Origin of the sequence: Mesorhizobium australicum WSM2073 (assembly GCF_000230995.2) — a bacterium.
GTDB classification, from domain to species: domain Bacteria; phylum Pseudomonadota; class Alphaproteobacteria; order Rhizobiales; family Rhizobiaceae; genus Mesorhizobium; species Mesorhizobium australicum.
Map to the genome: position 1 here is coordinate 1 of NC_019973.1, position 14,268 is coordinate 14,268.

General features: G+C 62.8%; 14 protein-coding genes. 10 read left to right on the plus strand and 4 right to left on the minus strand.

All coding sequences use genetic code 11. The features are described 5' to 3' along the window. Window positions 1-631 precede the first annotated feature (631 nt). The 5 genes from dnaA (at window position 632) to MESAU_RS00030 (ending at window position 5,972) form a co-directional block, all read left to right on the plus strand. Window positions 632-2,176: a chromosomal replication initiator protein DnaA gene (dnaA, locus tag MESAU_RS00010; RefSeq protein ID WP_015313987.1), complete on the plus strand. Its 1,545-nt coding sequence runs from the start codon at window positions 632-634 to the stop codon at window positions 2,174-2,176. A gap of 199 nt (window positions 2,177-2,375) precedes the next feature. Beyond that, window positions 2,376-3,494, plus strand: a complete 1,119-nt coding sequence (dnaN, locus tag MESAU_RS00015; RefSeq protein ID WP_015313988.1) for a DNA polymerase III subunit beta — start codon at window positions 2,376-2,378, stop codon at window positions 3,492-3,494. Window positions 3,495-3,560: 66 nt separating this feature from the next. Further along, window positions 3,561-4,700: a DNA replication/repair protein RecF gene (gene recF, locus MESAU_RS00020; RefSeq protein ID WP_015313989.1), complete on the plus strand. Its 1,140-nt coding sequence runs from the start codon at window positions 3,561-3,563 to the stop codon at window positions 4,698-4,700. 31 nt (window positions 4,701-4,731) lie between these two features. Beyond that, complete coding sequence (locus MESAU_RS00025) at window positions 4,732-5,484, plus strand: molybdopterin-synthase adenylyltransferase MoeB (protein ID WP_015313990.1); 753 nt, start codon at window positions 4,732-4,734, stop codon at window positions 5,482-5,484. Window positions 5,485-5,486: 2 nt separating this feature from the next. Then, on the plus strand, window positions 5,487-5,972 hold the full coding sequence (locus MESAU_RS00030) for a GNAT family N-acetyltransferase (protein WP_015313991.1): 486 nt from the start codon (window positions 5,487-5,489) through the stop codon (window positions 5,970-5,972). 35 nt (window positions 5,973-6,007) lie between these two features. Here the strand turns inward: MESAU_RS00030 and MESAU_RS00035 are convergent, their stop codons facing one another. After that, on the minus strand, window positions 6,008-7,009 hold the full coding sequence (locus MESAU_RS00035) for a 2-hydroxyacid dehydrogenase (RefSeq protein WP_015313992.1): 1,002 nt from the start codon (window positions 7,007-7,009) through the stop codon (window positions 6,008-6,010). A 148-nt stretch (window positions 7,010-7,157) separates the two neighbouring features. Here MESAU_RS00035 and MESAU_RS00040 point away from each other — a divergent pair, with 148 nt between their 5' ends. Then, window positions 7,158-7,718 carry an SH3 domain-containing protein gene (locus MESAU_RS00040; protein WP_015313993.1) on the plus strand — a complete coding sequence of 187 codons (561 nt, stop codon included), beginning with the start codon at window positions 7,158-7,160 and terminating at the stop codon, window positions 7,716-7,718. On the opposite strand, the gene MESAU_RS00045 is transcribed toward MESAU_RS00040, so the two are convergent. Both MESAU_RS00045 and irrA read right to left on the minus strand, forming a co-directional pair. Next, a complete protein-coding gene (locus MESAU_RS00045; RefSeq protein ID WP_015313994.1) occupies window positions 7,691-8,092 on the minus strand; it encodes a DUF4260 domain-containing protein in 402 nt (133 codons plus the stop codon). The two genes, MESAU_RS00040 and MESAU_RS00045, sit on opposite strands and share 28 nt — an antisense overlap. 28 nt (window positions 8,093-8,120) lie before the next feature. Continuing rightward, window positions 8,121-8,552 (minus strand): iron response transcriptional regulator IrrA, encoded by a 432-nt coding sequence (irrA, locus tag MESAU_RS00050; RefSeq protein WP_015313995.1) that lies wholly within the window; start codon window positions 8,550-8,552, stop codon window positions 8,121-8,123. Window positions 8,553-8,794: 242 nt separating this feature from the next. Between irrA and fabA the strand changes: the two genes are divergently transcribed. From fabA to MESAU_RS00070, 4 genes are all read left to right on the plus strand, one after another. After that, window positions 8,795-9,313 carry a 3-hydroxyacyl-[acyl-carrier-protein] dehydratase FabA gene (fabA, locus tag MESAU_RS00055; protein WP_015313996.1) on the plus strand — a complete coding sequence of 173 codons (519 nt, stop codon included), beginning with the start codon at window positions 8,795-8,797 and terminating at the stop codon, window positions 9,311-9,313. 49 nt (window positions 9,314-9,362) lie between these two features. Further along, window positions 9,363-10,583, plus strand: coding sequence for a beta-ketoacyl-ACP synthase I (gene fabB, locus MESAU_RS00060; protein WP_015313997.1), 1,221 nt, complete (start codon window positions 9,363-9,365; stop codon window positions 10,581-10,583). Between the two features lie 31 nt (window positions 10,584-10,614). Continuing rightward, complete coding sequence (gene fabI, locus MESAU_RS00065; RefSeq protein WP_015313998.1) at window positions 10,615-11,427, plus strand: enoyl-ACP reductase FabI; 813 nt, start codon at window positions 10,615-10,617, stop codon at window positions 11,425-11,427. A gap of 129 nt (window positions 11,428-11,556) precedes the next feature. Further along, window positions 11,557-13,101, plus strand: a complete 1,545-nt coding sequence (locus MESAU_RS00070) for a putative bifunctional diguanylate cyclase/phosphodiesterase (RefSeq protein ID WP_015313999.1) — start codon at window positions 11,557-11,559, stop codon at window positions 13,099-13,101. Between the two features lie 116 nt (window positions 13,102-13,217). Here MESAU_RS00070 and MESAU_RS00075 read toward each other — a convergent pair whose 3' ends face one another. Further along, entirely contained in the window at window positions 13,218-14,228 is a 1,011-nt protein-coding gene (locus MESAU_RS00075) for a class I SAM-dependent methyltransferase (protein ID WP_015314000.1), read from the minus strand. Between the last annotated feature and the right edge of the window lie 40 nt (window positions 14,229-14,268).

The following is a 14,268-nucleotide window of genomic DNA, read 5'->3' on the forward strand; positions in this document are numbered from 1 at the left end:
GTTAGCGACAGTCATCCACAGCTTGTCCACAACGCGCCGAAGAGACGGGAGGACAACTGGCTGTCAAGTGAATTATTTCAGAAAATTTCGCGCCGGCCCGGCTTTTTCATATTCGTCGGAAAAGGGTTTGAATCCCAATGGCTTTGTCAAAATATGCCGCTGCGGCATGGCGCTCCAACCTGCCCGAGGTAACCAGATTCCTTAAAAATCCGTTAGACGTGGCCTTGCCCTATCCACAGCGATTTCGGTAATGTCGATCTATCGAACGGGACGGGCCTCTGGCCCTAACCCAGCCTTACGCGGCCAGCTTAAATTGGCGGGATTTGCGACGTGGATCAAGTCCGCGAACGGGTATGGTTTGCTCTTTTTCGATACGGTAGGGGACTGGCGTAACTAGACATGGCAGGTAGGACGGCGCGCCGGCGCTCTTTCGCCGGACGGTGTTGTATTGCCCTGACATACCCAACGCGGACTGGCTTCCATGGGCCGGCACCGGTTCCCGTCGGATAGTGGGCGACGTTCATTGCCGGCGGCGGCAATGGGCATCGTAGCGAAGACACGGTCGCCGGAAAAGGATGCAGGAGGCGCATCCCCAGCGAAAAACAGGTACAGAAAGGCAAGGAACTCGATCATGCAGAGCGGCATCGAAAGGGAGCTTACGGGCGACCTCCCATTTCCTGGAACTTTGATCGGAGCAAACGAGATGGCGGTCTCCAGCGACGCGGAACAGAAGTTCGACCGGGTCAAGGCCCAGTTGAAGGCGCGCCTGGGAACCGAAGTCTATTCCAGCTGGTTTGGGCGCATGAAGGTCGCGGAAGCGTCCAAGGGCATTGTCCGCATCTCCGTGCCCACCGCATTCCTGCGCTCGTGGATCAACGGCCACTATCATGATCTCATTTCAGAGCTGTGGAAGCACGAGGATCCCGAGCTTCTCAAGATCGAAATCGTCGTGCGCACCGCAACCCGTCAGGGGCGCGGCCAGCCCGAACCGGAATTGGCGCCGGCCCGCAAGATGACGCGGCAGACGCAGACGGCGCTGGCCGCCGGCACCGTCAGTCCAAGTAGGGTGGAGCGGTCTCCGATGCCGCGTCCGGGCGTGCCGGTCGAGAGCGAGTTCCGCCACAATGTCCTGGGATCACCGCTTGATCCGCGTTACACGTTCGGCTCCTTCATCGAGGGACCGTCGAACCGCGTTGCCTTCGCCGCCGCCAAGGCCGTGGCGGAATCGCAGTCGAGCGCGGTACGCTTCAACCCGCTTTTCCTGCATGCCACCGTCGGGCTCGGCAAGACGCACCTGCTGCAGGCCATCGCGGCGGAATCGCTGAAGCAGAACCCGAAGTCACGCGTCGTCTACCTCACCGCGGAGTATTTCATGTGGCGCTTCGCCACGGCGATCCGCGACAACAACGCACTGACGCTCAAGGAGCAGTTGCGCGACATCGATCTCTTAATCATCGATGACATGCAATTCCTGCAGGGCAAATCGATCCAGCATGAATTCTGTCATCTGATCAACATGCTGCTCGACAGCGCCAAGCAGGTCGTCGTTGCCGCCGACCGGCCACCGTCGGAGCTGGAATCGCTCGAACCGCGGGTCCGTTCGCGTCTCAATGGCGGCGTCGCGCTCGAAATGTCGGCGCCCGATTTCGCCATGCGGCTCGGCATGCTCAAACTGCGTCTGGCCACGGCCAGGATCGACGATGCATCGCTGGGCATTTCCGAAGAGATCCTCAACCACGTTGCCCGCACCGTGACCGGCAGCGGACGTGAACTGGAGGGCGCCTTCAACCAGCTCCTGTTTCGCCAGTCGTTCGAGCCGCAGATCACCATCGACCGCATCGACGAGATCCTCGGCCACATCTATCGCACGGGCGAGCCGAAGCGGGTCCGCATCGAGGACATTCAGCGCATCGTGGCGCGTCACTACAACGTCTCGAAGACGGAATTGCTGTCCAATCGGCGCACGCGCACCATCGTCAAGCCGCGACAGGTCGCCATGTATCTGTCGAAGGTGATGACGCCGCGCTCGCTGCCGGAAATCGGACGGCGCTTCGGTGGTCGCGATCACACGACGGTGCTGCACGCCGTGCGCAAGATCGAGGACCTTTCCGGCAATGACAACACGCTGGCGCAGGAACTGGAATTGCTGAGAAGGCTGATCAACGACCAGGCCTGACCGGCCAGAAGCGCCCGCTTGCGGGGTTGGCCAGCTTTATCCCCAGAAAGCCCGCGCAACCGGCCCGAACCGGTGGCGCGGGCTTGCGTTCACTGGTTTTTTCCTGTCAGTTTGCGTAGATTCTGAAGCCTGTTCAGAGCTTTCGCGGGGCGCCGGCAGCCGGAGACCCGTTCATTCATTCAAGCGAGCCTGTTTCGTCATGCGTGTTATCCTGGAACGGTCAAATCTCCTGAAGTCGCTCAACCACGTGCACCGCGTGGTCGAACGGCGCAACACCATACCGATCCTGTCGAACGTGCTTCTCAGCGCGGACGGCGCCAGCCTCGAAATGAAGGCCACCGACCTCGACCTAGAGGTGACGGAAGCGACGCCCGCCAAGGTCGAGCGCGGCGGCGCGACGACGGTCCCCGCGCACCTGCTCTATGACATCGTGCGCAAGCTCTCCGACGGCGCCGAGGTAATGCTGAAGACGGATGAGGACGGCAACGCCATGACGGTGACGTCGGGCCGCTCGAGCTTCCGCCTGCAGTGCCTGCCGCAATCCGATTTTCCCGAGCTTTCGGCCGGATCCTTCTCGCACATCTTCCGCCTCGATGCGGTGGCGCTGAAGGGCCTGATCGAGAAGACGCAGTTCGCCATCTCCACCGAGGAGACACGCTACTATCTCAACGGCATCTACCTGCACACGCATGAAGTCGGCGGCAAGCTGAAGCTGCGCTCGGTGGCAACCGACGGCCATCGGCTGGCGCGCGCCGAGATTGACGCGCCGGCCGGCTCCGAGGGCATGCCGGGCATCATCATTCCGCGCAAAACAGTGAGCGAGTTGCAGAAACTGGTCGACGATCCGGATGTCGCCGTGACCACCGAACTGTCCGACACCAAAATCCGCTTCACCATCGGCAGCGTCGTCCTCACCTCGAAGCTGATCGACGGCACCTTCCCGGACTATCAGCGGGTCATTCCGACCGGCAACGACAAGAAGCTGATCCTCGACCGCCAAAGCTTCGCCGCAGCGGTCGACCGGGTCTCGACCATCTCTTCCGAACGCGGCCGCGCGGTGAAGCTCTCGATCAGCGAAGGCCAGGTGACGCTTGCGGTCAACAATCCGGATTCAGGCAGCGCCACGGAAGAACTGGCGGCCGACTATTCGGCCGACCCGATCGAGATCGGCTTCAACGCCAAATACCTGCTCGATGTCGCCGCGCAATTGACCGGCACGGAGGCCAAATTCATGTTGGCCGATGCCGGTTCGCCGACGCTGATCCACGACATGGCCGATGAGACCGCGCTTTACGTGCTGATGCCGATGCGGGTATAGCCGGCGCGGCGTCGCTGGCGATACGACTAGGCCTTGGTTGCGGCGACTTCTACAGGCGGATAGCGGTTGCCGGCACAAACCCACATAAGTAAGCTCACGCTTACCAATTTTCGCAACTATGCGACCCTTGCGATAGATGTCGCGCCGGGCGCCGTGGTCTTTTCCGGCGACAATGGTGCCGGTAAGACCAATCTCCTCGAAGCGATCTCCTTTTTGACACCGGGACGCGGCTTGCGCCGCGCAGCCTACGGGGATGTGGCCCGTGAGGGTGGCGATGGCGGTTTTGCCCTGCATGCACGGCTCGACGGACCTGAAGGCGAGGTCGAGATCGGTACAGGCATTTCCGGGGGCGACACCGCGGAAAGCGGCAGGCGGGTGCGTATAAATGGAGCCGCGGCGCGGGCCGAGGACATGCTGGAATGGCTGCGGGTCGTGTGGCTGACGCCGGCGATGGATTCTCTGTTCACCGGGCCGGCCGCGGATCGCCGGCGCTTTCTCGACCGGCTGGTGCTAGCGATCGATCCCGGCCATGGCCAGCGCGCACTCGATTACGAGAAGGCGATGCGAGGCCGTAACCGCTTGCTGACGGAAGGCTCGCGGGATGCCAGCTGGTTCGAGGCGATAGAGACGCAGATGGCCGAGACCGGCGTGGCGATAGCGGCCGCGCGCGCCGAGTTGGTGCGCCTGCTGGTGGCCATGATCGACAGGCTGCCCGACACCGGACCGTTTCCGCGGGCCGATATCGGCCTTTCGGGTGAATTGGAGGCCGAGATTGCCGGTGCGCCGGCGGTCGATGTCGAGGAGCGGTTCCGACGGGCGCTTGCCGATGGCCGCGACCGCGACCGCGCCGCCGGACGTACCCTCGAGGGCCCGCACCGCTCGGACCTCATGGTCCGGCACCGGCCCAAGGCAATGCCGGCCGAACTCTGCTCGACCGGCGAACAGAAGGCGTTGCTGGTCGGCATCGTGCTGTCGCATGCCCGGCTGACCGGCGAAATGTCCGGCCTGACGCCGATCCTGCTGCTCGACGAGATCGCGGCGCACCTCGATGGCGGCCGGCGCGCGGCACTGTTCTCGATCCTGGAAGACCTGAACTGCCAGGCTTTCATGACGGGTACCGATGCGGCGCTGTTTTCCAGCCTGCATGGCCGCGCTCAGTTCCTGACGGTCGACCATGGCACGGTTGGGCCAACCGAAGACCCCTGACAATATTTTTCGGCCGCTATATGGTCCTGACATGACTACCGCCCTCACCGCCGACGAGATCGAACGCTATGCCCGCCACATCGTGCTGCCCGAGGTCGGCGGCGCTGGCCAGCAGAAGCTCAAGCAGGCGCGGGTGCTGGTGATCGGCGCTGGCGGGCTCGGGGCGCCGGTGCTTGAATATCTCGCCGCGGCCGGTGTCGGCACGCTCGGCATTGTCGACGACGACACTGTTTCGCTCTCCAACCTACAACGGCAGGTCATTCACGGCACCGATACGGTCGGCATGCTGAAAACCCAGAGCGCCGGCGCTGCGATCGCCCGCATCAATCCCAACATATCGGTCGAAACGCACACATTCCGGCTCACCGCGGAAAACGCCCCTGCCCTCGTCGCCAAGTACGATATCGTCGTCGACGGGTCCGACAATTTCGAGACGCGTTATGTGGTTGCCGATGCCTGCGCCAGCGAAGGGAAGCCGCTGGTGCATGCGGCCGTCGGACGTTTCGATGGCTCGGTCACCGTGTTGAAGCCTTTCGAGGACGGCAGGGACGGCAAGCCGAACCCGAGCTATCGGGATCTGTTTCCCGAAGCCCCGCCGCCGGGCCTGGTGCCGTCCTGTGCGGAGGCCGGAGTGCTCGGCGCGCTGACCGGCGTCGTCGGCACCCTGCAGGCAATGGAGGCGATCAAACTGGTCACCGGCATAGGCGAGCCGCTGATCGGCCGGCTGCTGCTTTACGATGCGCTCGCCGCCCGCTTCGAGACCATCCGCTACAAAAGACGCTGATCTTGGAACAACCCCCTGTTTCGATCACGCAAATCCCCGCCGATTTCGGCCGCTGGGGTGATGTGCTTGCCCTGATCATGCATGCCTTCGCCTTCATGGACGGCATCATCGACCCGCCGTCGTCGGCTCACCTGCTCACAGTCGAAGCACTGCGCGCCAAAGCCTTGCGGGAGACAGGCTTTCTGGCGCTCGACGGCGACAGGATCGTGGGCTGCGTTTTTGCTCTCGAAAAGGCCGAGGGTCTTTATGTCGGCAAGCTCGCCGTCGCCCCGGACCGGCAGGGGCAAGGCATTGGCCGGCGGCTGATGCAAGCGGCCGAAGATCTGGCCCGCAGCCGCGGCAAGGCCGACATCGAACTGGAGACGAGGATCGAACTGGCCGCAAATCATGCCGCCTTTGCCCGGCTCGGCTTTCGCGAAACCGAACGGACGGTGCATGAGGGCTATGACAGGCCGACGTCCATCACCATGCGCAAGACCATTTCGTAAGCTTCGGTTTATGAGAGCCGGCGCCTGGAAGGTTTTCAGGTCCTGAGCGGCAGCACGCGGTCCGGCGGGCGATGGCCATCGACGAAGGCGCGGATATTGATGATGACCTTCTCGCCCATGTCGATGCGGCCCTCGAGCGTGGCCGAGCCCATATGCGGCAGAAGCACGACCTTGTTCCTGGCGGCCAGCTTCAAGAGCTTGCTGTTCAGGGCCGGTTCGTGCTCGTAAACGTCCAGGCCGGCGCCGGCGATCTTGCCGTCCTGGATCAGCTTGACCAGCGCTTCTTCGTCGATGATGTCGCCGCGGGCAGTGTTGACGATATAGGCGGTGGGCTGCAGCAACGCGAGCCGCCGCGCCGACAGAAGATGAAAGGTAGCGGGTGTCGAGGGACAATTCACCGAGATGATGTCCATGCGGGCCAGCATCTGGTCGAGACTTTCCCAATAGGTCGCCTCCAGCCCATCCTCGACCGCCGGCAGCACACGATGCCGGTTGTGATAGTGAATGGACAGGCCGAAAGCCTTGGCTCGCCTGGCAACGGCGGTGCCGATGCGGCCCATGCCGACAATGCCGAGCCGCTTGCCCCAGATGCGCCGGCCAAGCATCCAGGTCGGCGACCAGCCGGCCCATTTCTTGTCGCCCGTGAGCACACTGGCGCCTTCCGCTAGCCGGCGCGGCACCGCCAGCATCAACGCCATGGTCATATCGGCGGTATCTTCGGTGAGCACGTTGGGCGTGTTGGTGACGGTGATGCCCCTCTTGGCCGCCGCCGCCACGTCGATCTTGTCGACGCCGTTGCCGAAATTGGCGATCAGCTTGAGATTGTCGCCGGCCTGGGCAATCAGTGCGGCGTCGATCTGGTCGGTCACGGTCGGCACCAGCACGTCGGCTTCCTTGACCGCGGCGACCAGTTCCGGCTGCGTCATCGGCCTGTCCTCGACGTTCAGCCTTGCGTCGAACAGCTCGCGCATGCGGGTCTCGACCGGGTCGGGCAGCTTTCGCGTGATGACCACGAGAGGCTTCTTTTTGCCTACCATTGTTTCCCTCGTTGAGACCTCTTTAACCAAGACAGGCGAAACTGAAAGCCGGTCGCGGTAGCCGATTTACCCATGTAACAAGCGGTGCCGCCGAAGACAAAGAAAAAGGGGTGCCGCAGCCATCGGGCCGGTGCCGAAAGGAACGAAAGTGTCTGGTTTCGCGTCGCTTCGCCTGGCCCTCAGCGCAGCATTTCTCGGCGCTCTTCTCTATTCTCCGCTTGCCGGCGCGCAAAGCGCGGCCGCTCCCGCCCAGAGCGCCATCACGCTCGGACCGAGCGGCCTGCCGCTGCCGCGATTCGTCAGCCTGAAATCCGGCCGCGTCAACTCGCGTGTCGGCCCCGGCGCCAACTATTCGGTCGACTGGATGTACATGAAGGCTGGCCTGCCCATGGAAATCATCCAGGAATTCGATACGTGGCGGCGCGTGCGCGACGCCGACGGCTCGGAAGGATGGATCAACCAGTCGCTGCTTTCGGGCCGACGTACCGCAATCGTCGCTCCCTGGCAGCGCGGCAAGGGCGGCCAGATCAACCTTCTCAAGAGCCCCGAAAAGGATGCCAGAGTGGTGGCGATCGTAGAACCCGGCGTCATGGGCACGATCAAAGCCTGCGACGGCCAGTGGTGCGAGATGACGTTCGACGGCCACACCGGCTGGCTTGCCCAGTCGGTCGTCTGGGGCGCTTATCCGGGCGAGCGGGTCAAGGACTGAACGTCTCGCTCGCTTTTGCGCCCGATACGGCCGAGATGGGTATCCTGAAATCCTGTTGACAGCTTGAAGCCGTAGCCCAGCGCGCGGTCGATCGCGATATGCGCGATCCAGATCAGTGCGACGGCGTTGCCGACCGCACTGCCGGCGAGGTGCCCGGCAAGCAACACAAGCACCGGTACGATCAGAATGTGCAAGGCGTTGTAGGCAATGGCGCCGACGCGTGGGCCGCCGAGATAACCCAGCATCGACAGGTCCGGCGCCAGGATGAGCAACGCGAAGAGCCACCAGGAAACGCCTGTCGCGCCATAGAAGACGATCGCGGCAGCCGCCGCGACGGCCCATTCGAGCCGGACTATCCAATCGAGGAATTTCATCCCAGACCGCTTATTCCGGCCTTGCCGATCATTCCGGACGCTTGGGACGCAGCCTCACCACGATATCGACATTGGCGATCTCCATGCCTTCGGGCGGCTCCGGCAGATTGGTGACGGTTACCGGGCCGTTGGCGATGTCGAAAATCCTGTTTTCGCCTTCGATGTAGAAATGGTGGTGGTCGGAGGTGTTGGTGTCGAAGTAGGTCTTGGAACCTTCGACGGCGAGAATGCGCAGCAGCCCCGCCTGGGTAAACTGGTGAAGCGCGTTGTAGACGGTGGCCAGCGATACCGGCACGCCGGCGGCCTGCGCCTCCTCATGCAGTTCCTCAGCCGACAAATGGCGGTCGCCCTTGGCGAAAAGCAGGTCGGCCAGCGCAATGCGCTGACGGGTCGGCCTCAGGCCGGCTTCACGTACCCGCTTGTCCACAGCGACATTTTCCTTCCGGCAGCCCCGGTCCATCTGGTCTTCCAAGCTCGCAGTCCCGCTTCAAGACACGCCCAGAATGGCAAAAAAATGAATGTCTGCCGGAACCGGACCCCTGTTGACATATATTCTGTCGCCCGAATGCGATCAATAGCGCGCATTGACCCGGGCAGACTGGCGGGTTAAGCGCAAACGCCGGTTTCCGGCCTGAAACAGATTGTGTTAGGACACCAACGACAAGGGCGCGCTACCGCCCGGACGATATGGGGACGAAATTGATGGCGGGTTCGAAATCCAGCTACGACTACGAAGAATTGCTGGCCTGCGCTCGTGGCGAGCTGTTCGGAGAGGGCAATGCCCAGTTGCCCTACCCGCCGATGCTGATGTTCGACCGTATCACCGAGGTCAGCGAGACCGGCGGCGCCTTCGACAAGGGTTTCATTCGCGCGGAATTCGATATCAATCCCGACCTGTGGTTCTTTGCCTGCCATTTCATCGGCAATCCGATCATGCCGGGCTGTCTGGGCCTTGACGCCCTGTGGCAATTGACCGGCTTCTATCTCGGCTGGCTTGGCGAACCCGGCAAGGGAATGGCGCTGTCGACCGGAGAGGTCAAGTTCAAGGGCATGGTCACGCCATCGGTCAAGAAGGTCGAGTACGGCGTTGATTTCAAGCGTGTGATGCGCGGCCGGCTGGTGCTCGGCATCGCCGATGGCTGGATGAAGGCGGATGGCGAGCCCATATATGCGGCGACGGACCTGAAGGTCGGTCTGTCCAAGCAGTCGGCGGTCGCTTGACCGCAGCCCTGGCCCGCGCATTGGCCAGCATCCCTGGAAGGAGTTGCGAATGAGACGTGTCGTAGTCACAGGCCTCGGCATCGTGTCGTCGATCGGCAACAATGCCAACGAGGTGCAGACCTCGCTGCATGACGCCAGATCCGGCATCAGCTTTTCCGATTCCTTTGCCGAACATGGCTTCCGGTGCCAGGTCTGGGGCGCGCCGACGCTCGATCCTTCGGCGATGATCGACCGCCGCGCGATGCGATTCCTAAGCCAGGGCGCGGCGTGGAATCACGTCGCCATGGACCAGGCGATCGCGGATGCCGGCCTCGACGAGAGCGACATCACCAACGAGCGCACCGGCATCGTCATGGGTTCGGGCGGCCCCTCCACGCGCACCATCGTCGAGGCGGCCGAAACCACGCTCAAGAACGGCAGCCCCAAGCGCATCGGTCCCTTCGCGGTGCCGAAGGCGATGTCGTCGACGGCCTCGGCAACCTTGGCAACATGGTTCAAGATCCATGGCGTCAACTATTCGATCTCCTCGGCCTGCTCGACCTCGGCGCATTGCATCGGCAATGGCTACGAGCTGATCCAGTGGGGCAAGCAGGACATGGTCTTTGCCGGCGGCCACGAGGATCTTGACTGGACGATGTCGGACTTGTTCGACGCCATGGGCGCCATGTCGTCGAAGTTCAACGACAGGGCCTCGACCGCATCGCGCGCCTACGACGCCAATCGCGACGGCTTCGTCATAGCCGGCGGCGCCGGCGTGCTGGTGCTGGAAGAGCTGGAGCACGCCAAGGCGCGCGGCGCCAAGATCTACGCGGAGATCGTCGGCTACGGCGCCACTTCGGACGGTTTCGACATGGTTGCGCCCTCGGGCGAAGGCGCGGTCCGCTGCATGCGCCAGGCGCTGGCGACGGTTTCCACGCCGGTCGACTACATCAACACGCACGGCACCTCGACGCCGGTCGGCGATTCCAAGGAAATGGGCGCCATCCGTGAAGTGTTCGGCGAGAAGATGCCGTTCATCACGTCGACGAAGTCGCTGACCGGCCATTCTCTGGGCGCGGCGGGCGTGCAGGAATCCATCTATTCGATCCTGATGATGCAAGGCGGCTTCATCGGCGAAAGCGCCCATATCGAGACGCTAGATCCGGAATTCGAGGGCATGCCGATCGTACGCAAGCGCATCGACAACGCAGGGATCGACACCGTTCTGTCGAACTCCTTCGGTTTCGGCGGCACCAACGCGACGCTCGTTTTCCAGCGCTACTCCGCATAAGGCCAAGTTTTTCATATAAGGATTGCCGGCCATGGACGGATTGATGAAGGGCAAGCGCGGGCTTGTCATGGGTGTTGCCAACGATCATTCGATCGCCTGGGGCATTGCCCGGAAATTGTCCGAACAGGGGGCGGAACTGGCCTTCACCTACCAGGGCGAGGCTTTTGGCCGCCGGGTCAAGCCGCTCGCCGACAAGCTCGGCGCTTCGCTGGTCGTTCCCTGCGACGTCGAGGACAGCGCTTCGGTCGCCGCCACGTTCGAGACGCTTGGCAAGGCGTGGGGCGGACTGGACTTCGTCGTCCATGCCATCGGCTTTTCCAACAAGAACGAGTTGAAGGGCCTCTATGCCGATACCAGCCGGGACAATTTCGTCCGCACCATGGTGATCTCCTGCTATTCCTTCACCGAGGTGGCGCGCAATGCCGCGCCCCTGATGACCGCCGGCGGCTCGATGATCACGCTGACCTATGCCGGCTCGGTCCGCGTCATGCCGAACTATAATGTCATGGGCGTCGCCAAGGCTGGCCTGGAGGCCAGCGTGCGCTACCTCGCCAACGACTACGGTCCGCGCGGCATCCGGGTCAACGGCATCTCGGCCGGTCCGGTGCGTACACTGGCCGGCGCCGGCATTTCGGACGCCCGCCACATGTTCTCCTACCAGCAGCGGAACTCGCCGCTGCGCCGGACGGTGACGATCGACGAGGTCGGCGGCTCCGCGCTGTATCTCCTGTCCGACCTTGCTTCCGGCGTCACAGGCGAAATCCACTATGTCGATTCCGGCTACCATATCGTGTCGATGCCGACCCTCGACGAGTTGAAGCAGACGGATGGCGGCCGCGACTGACGGCGGCCCCGGTCACGCGGGTCTTTTGCCAGTAAAGAAAATAATCCTCTCCAGTAAAATTGGATTCATTCGCGGAAACTCATTTTAAGAAGGTTTCCGCTATAAAGCTTCCCATCTGGGGACCTTTTCATGCCTGCCGCCATCAACCCGAAGCGAACACCCGTGTTCCGACTGCTCACGATAGCAAGTTCGGGCATAGGCAGTTTCGTCATCGGAATCTGGGGGCTGAAGCACGGTCTCGGCGACGGATTTGCCGGCATTTCGGCTGATATGATGGTGTCGATCATGGCCGCGCTTTGTGCGCTGGCCGCATCGGTGGCGGCAATGTCCTTCTTTGCTGGTGTCGATGAATCAGCGGATTTCGTCTTCAACGAAACCCATTTCGACAAGCTGACCGGACTGCTGGCCCGCCCGGCGATGGTCGGCAAGATCGCCGAGGCGGCATGCGCGACAAGCCGCACCGGGGAACCGATGTTCCTGATCGACATCGACATCGACCGGTTCAAGCAGATCAACGATGCAATCGGCTACACTCACGGTGACGAACTGATCCGCGCCTTCACCAAGCGGCTGCGCGACTGCGTGCCGGCGCGCGCACTGATCGGGCGGATCGGGGCCGGCGAGTTCGCGGTGCTGCTTCCCGATCACCAGATCCAGGGGACCCTGGAAAGCATGGTCGAGAGGCTCATCGACGAGATGATGGAGCCGTATGAACTCAGCACCCACCAGCAATCGGTGAGCCTGTCGGTGGGCATCGTGGCGATGCCCAAGGATGGGATCGATCCGGTCCTCATCCTGCGCCGTTCCAACCTGGCGCTGCAGAATGCGCGTGCCAGCGGGGTTGGCAACTGGTCGGTCTTCAACAGCGATATGGGGCGGGTGGCCGACCATCGCCAATGGGTCGAGTCCGAACTGCACAATGCGTTCGAGCGCGGCGATTTCGACCTGCATTATCAGCCGCAGCTCGACCTTCCGACCGGCCGCATCGTCGGCTACGAGGCGTTGATCCGGTGGCAGCATCCCGAACGCGGCATGATCCCTCCGATGGAGTTTATCCAGATCGCCGAGGAGACCGGCATGATCAATCCGATCGGCGAATGGGTGCTGCGCAAGGCCTGCAGCGATGCCCGCCATCTGCCGGACGACTGTTTCGTCGCCGTCAACATCTCGCCGGTCCAGTTCATGACCAAGGATTTCGTCGGCCTTGTGCGCGACACGATGCGGAGCACCGGCATCAAGCCGTCACGGCTGGAACTGGAAGTCACCGAGACGGCGATGATGCAGGACCGCGACCGCGCGGCCGCCATCCTGAAAGAACTCGCCGAGATGGGGATCTCGGTCGCTGTCGATGATTTCGGCACCGGCTATTCCAACCTCAGCTATCTGATCGACTTCTCATTCGGCAAGCTGAAGATCGACCGCTCCTTCGTCAGCCGCATCGATACCGATGCGAGCTCCGGCGCGGTCGTATCGACCATTGTCGGGCTTTCACGGGCGCTTGGCGTCAGCATCATTGCCGAGGGCGTCGAGACCGAGAACCAAGCGACACTGCTGCGGGCAGCTGGTTGCGAAGTGGTGCAGGGCTATCTGTTCGGCCGGCCGGCGCCGCTCAAATTCAGCGCTGGTGACAGGCACGCCACCGACGAAGTCCGGCGCGTCGCCAATCTACACTGACCTACAACATGTCGCGGCAATAGGATTCGCCCGACCTGCTGTAAGCTTCCGATTTATGGATGGCGTTGTCCCCGAACCGATGACACTTCCGGGCGACACGCATTAAATGCATCGCGTCAGCGCCGTGCGACAAACACCTTGAACATGCCGTCGCGGGCAAGCTCGGCGTGGCTGGCAAAGGCGGCCGACAGCACCGGCTCGTAGGGAAGCTGGCGGTTGGCGACCACGAACAGGCGCCCACCGGGCTTCAAGGCCTTGGCCGCGGCGCGGATCATGCCGACGCCGATCTCGGGCTCGGCCGCACGGCTGCGGTGGAAGGGTGGGTTCATTGCGATGACGTCGTAGCGGCGCTCGACAGGCTCGGCCAGCAGATCCGTCCAGAAGAAGCCCTGCGCCACGGTGTTGGCAAGGTTGCCCCTGGCGGCCTCCAGCGCATCGAAATCGGCCTCGTGAAGATCGAGCGCCGACAAGCCCGGACAGCGGGCAGCCATCTCGGCCGCCACATAGCCCCAGCCGGCGCAGAAATCGGCCGCGGTGCCACGCAAATCAGCGGGCAGATTGTCGACCAGCAGTTTCGAACCGGCATCGACGCGGTCGAAGGAGAACATGCCGGGTGCGGTGCGGAACCGGTCCTCAACAAGCAAGGCGGGATTGGCGGCGCGAAGCGCGGCGGCGGCTTGCACATCAACCGGACGACGCAGCCAGAAGGCAGTGCCGTGATATTTTGGCATGTGGCCATCAAGCAGCACAAGATCGCCGACGCGCTTGCGCAGGCTTGCGATGCCATCCTCCTTACCACCTGCAATGACGATCAATCCGCCCTCCGCCACCCGCTCGAGAGCCTCGGCGATGCGCAGTTCGTTCTCGCCGCGATGGCGGCCGGCGAGCACAAGCACTGCATCGAAATCCTCACCAGCCGATCGCGGCGTGACCGTGAAGCCAGCTGCCTGCAACGCGCGAAAATACGGCCGAAAGCCCTGTACGAGATGCAGCGTAGCCTCGAAGCCCTGTGGCAAGCGCAGGCCGGGTTCGGCGCCAAGGAAGAGAATGCGCTCGTCCCTGCCCGGCGGGGAAAGAGCCCCGGCCTCGAATGGATGAAAAAGCGTCTTCAACGCTTCAGCGGACATGGCCGTGCTCCATAAACAAAAGCGGGCGCGACATAAGCCG

Coding starts and splice junctions, on each gene's coding strand:
- fabI (WP_015313998.1), top strand. CDS start 10,615: ATGGACGGATTGATGAAGGGCAAGCGCGGGCTTGTCATGGGTGTTGCC.
- MESAU_RS00045 (WP_015313994.1), bottom strand. CDS start 8,092: ATGAAATTCCTCGATTGGATAGTCCGGCTCGAATGGGCCGTCGCGGCG.
- dnaA (WP_015313987.1), top strand. CDS start 632: ATGCAGAGCGGCATCGAAAGGGAGCTTACGGGCGACCTCCCATTTCCT.
- MESAU_RS00075 (WP_015314000.1), bottom strand. CDS start 14,228: ATGTCCGCTGAAGCGTTGAAGACGCTTTTTCATCCATTCGAGGCCGGG.
- irrA (WP_015313995.1), bottom strand. CDS start 8,552: ATGGACCGGGGCTGCCGGAAGGAAAATGTCGCTGTGGACAAGCGGGTA.
- dnaN (WP_015313988.1), top strand. CDS start 2,376: ATGCGTGTTATCCTGGAACGGTCAAATCTCCTGAAGTCGCTCAACCAC.
- fabB (WP_015313997.1), top strand. CDS start 9,363: ATGAGACGTGTCGTAGTCACAGGCCTCGGCATCGTGTCGTCGATCGGC.
- MESAU_RS00025 (WP_015313990.1), top strand. CDS start 4,732: ATGACTACCGCCCTCACCGCCGACGAGATCGAACGCTATGCCCGCCAC.
- MESAU_RS00070 (WP_015313999.1), top strand. CDS start 11,557: ATGCCTGCCGCCATCAACCCGAAGCGAACACCCGTGTTCCGACTGCTC.
- fabA (WP_015313996.1), top strand. CDS start 8,795: ATGGCGGGTTCGAAATCCAGCTACGACTACGAAGAATTGCTGGCCTGC.
- MESAU_RS00035 (WP_015313992.1), bottom strand. CDS start 7,009: ATGGTAGGCAAAAAGAAGCCTCTCGTGGTCATCACGCGAAAGCTGCCC.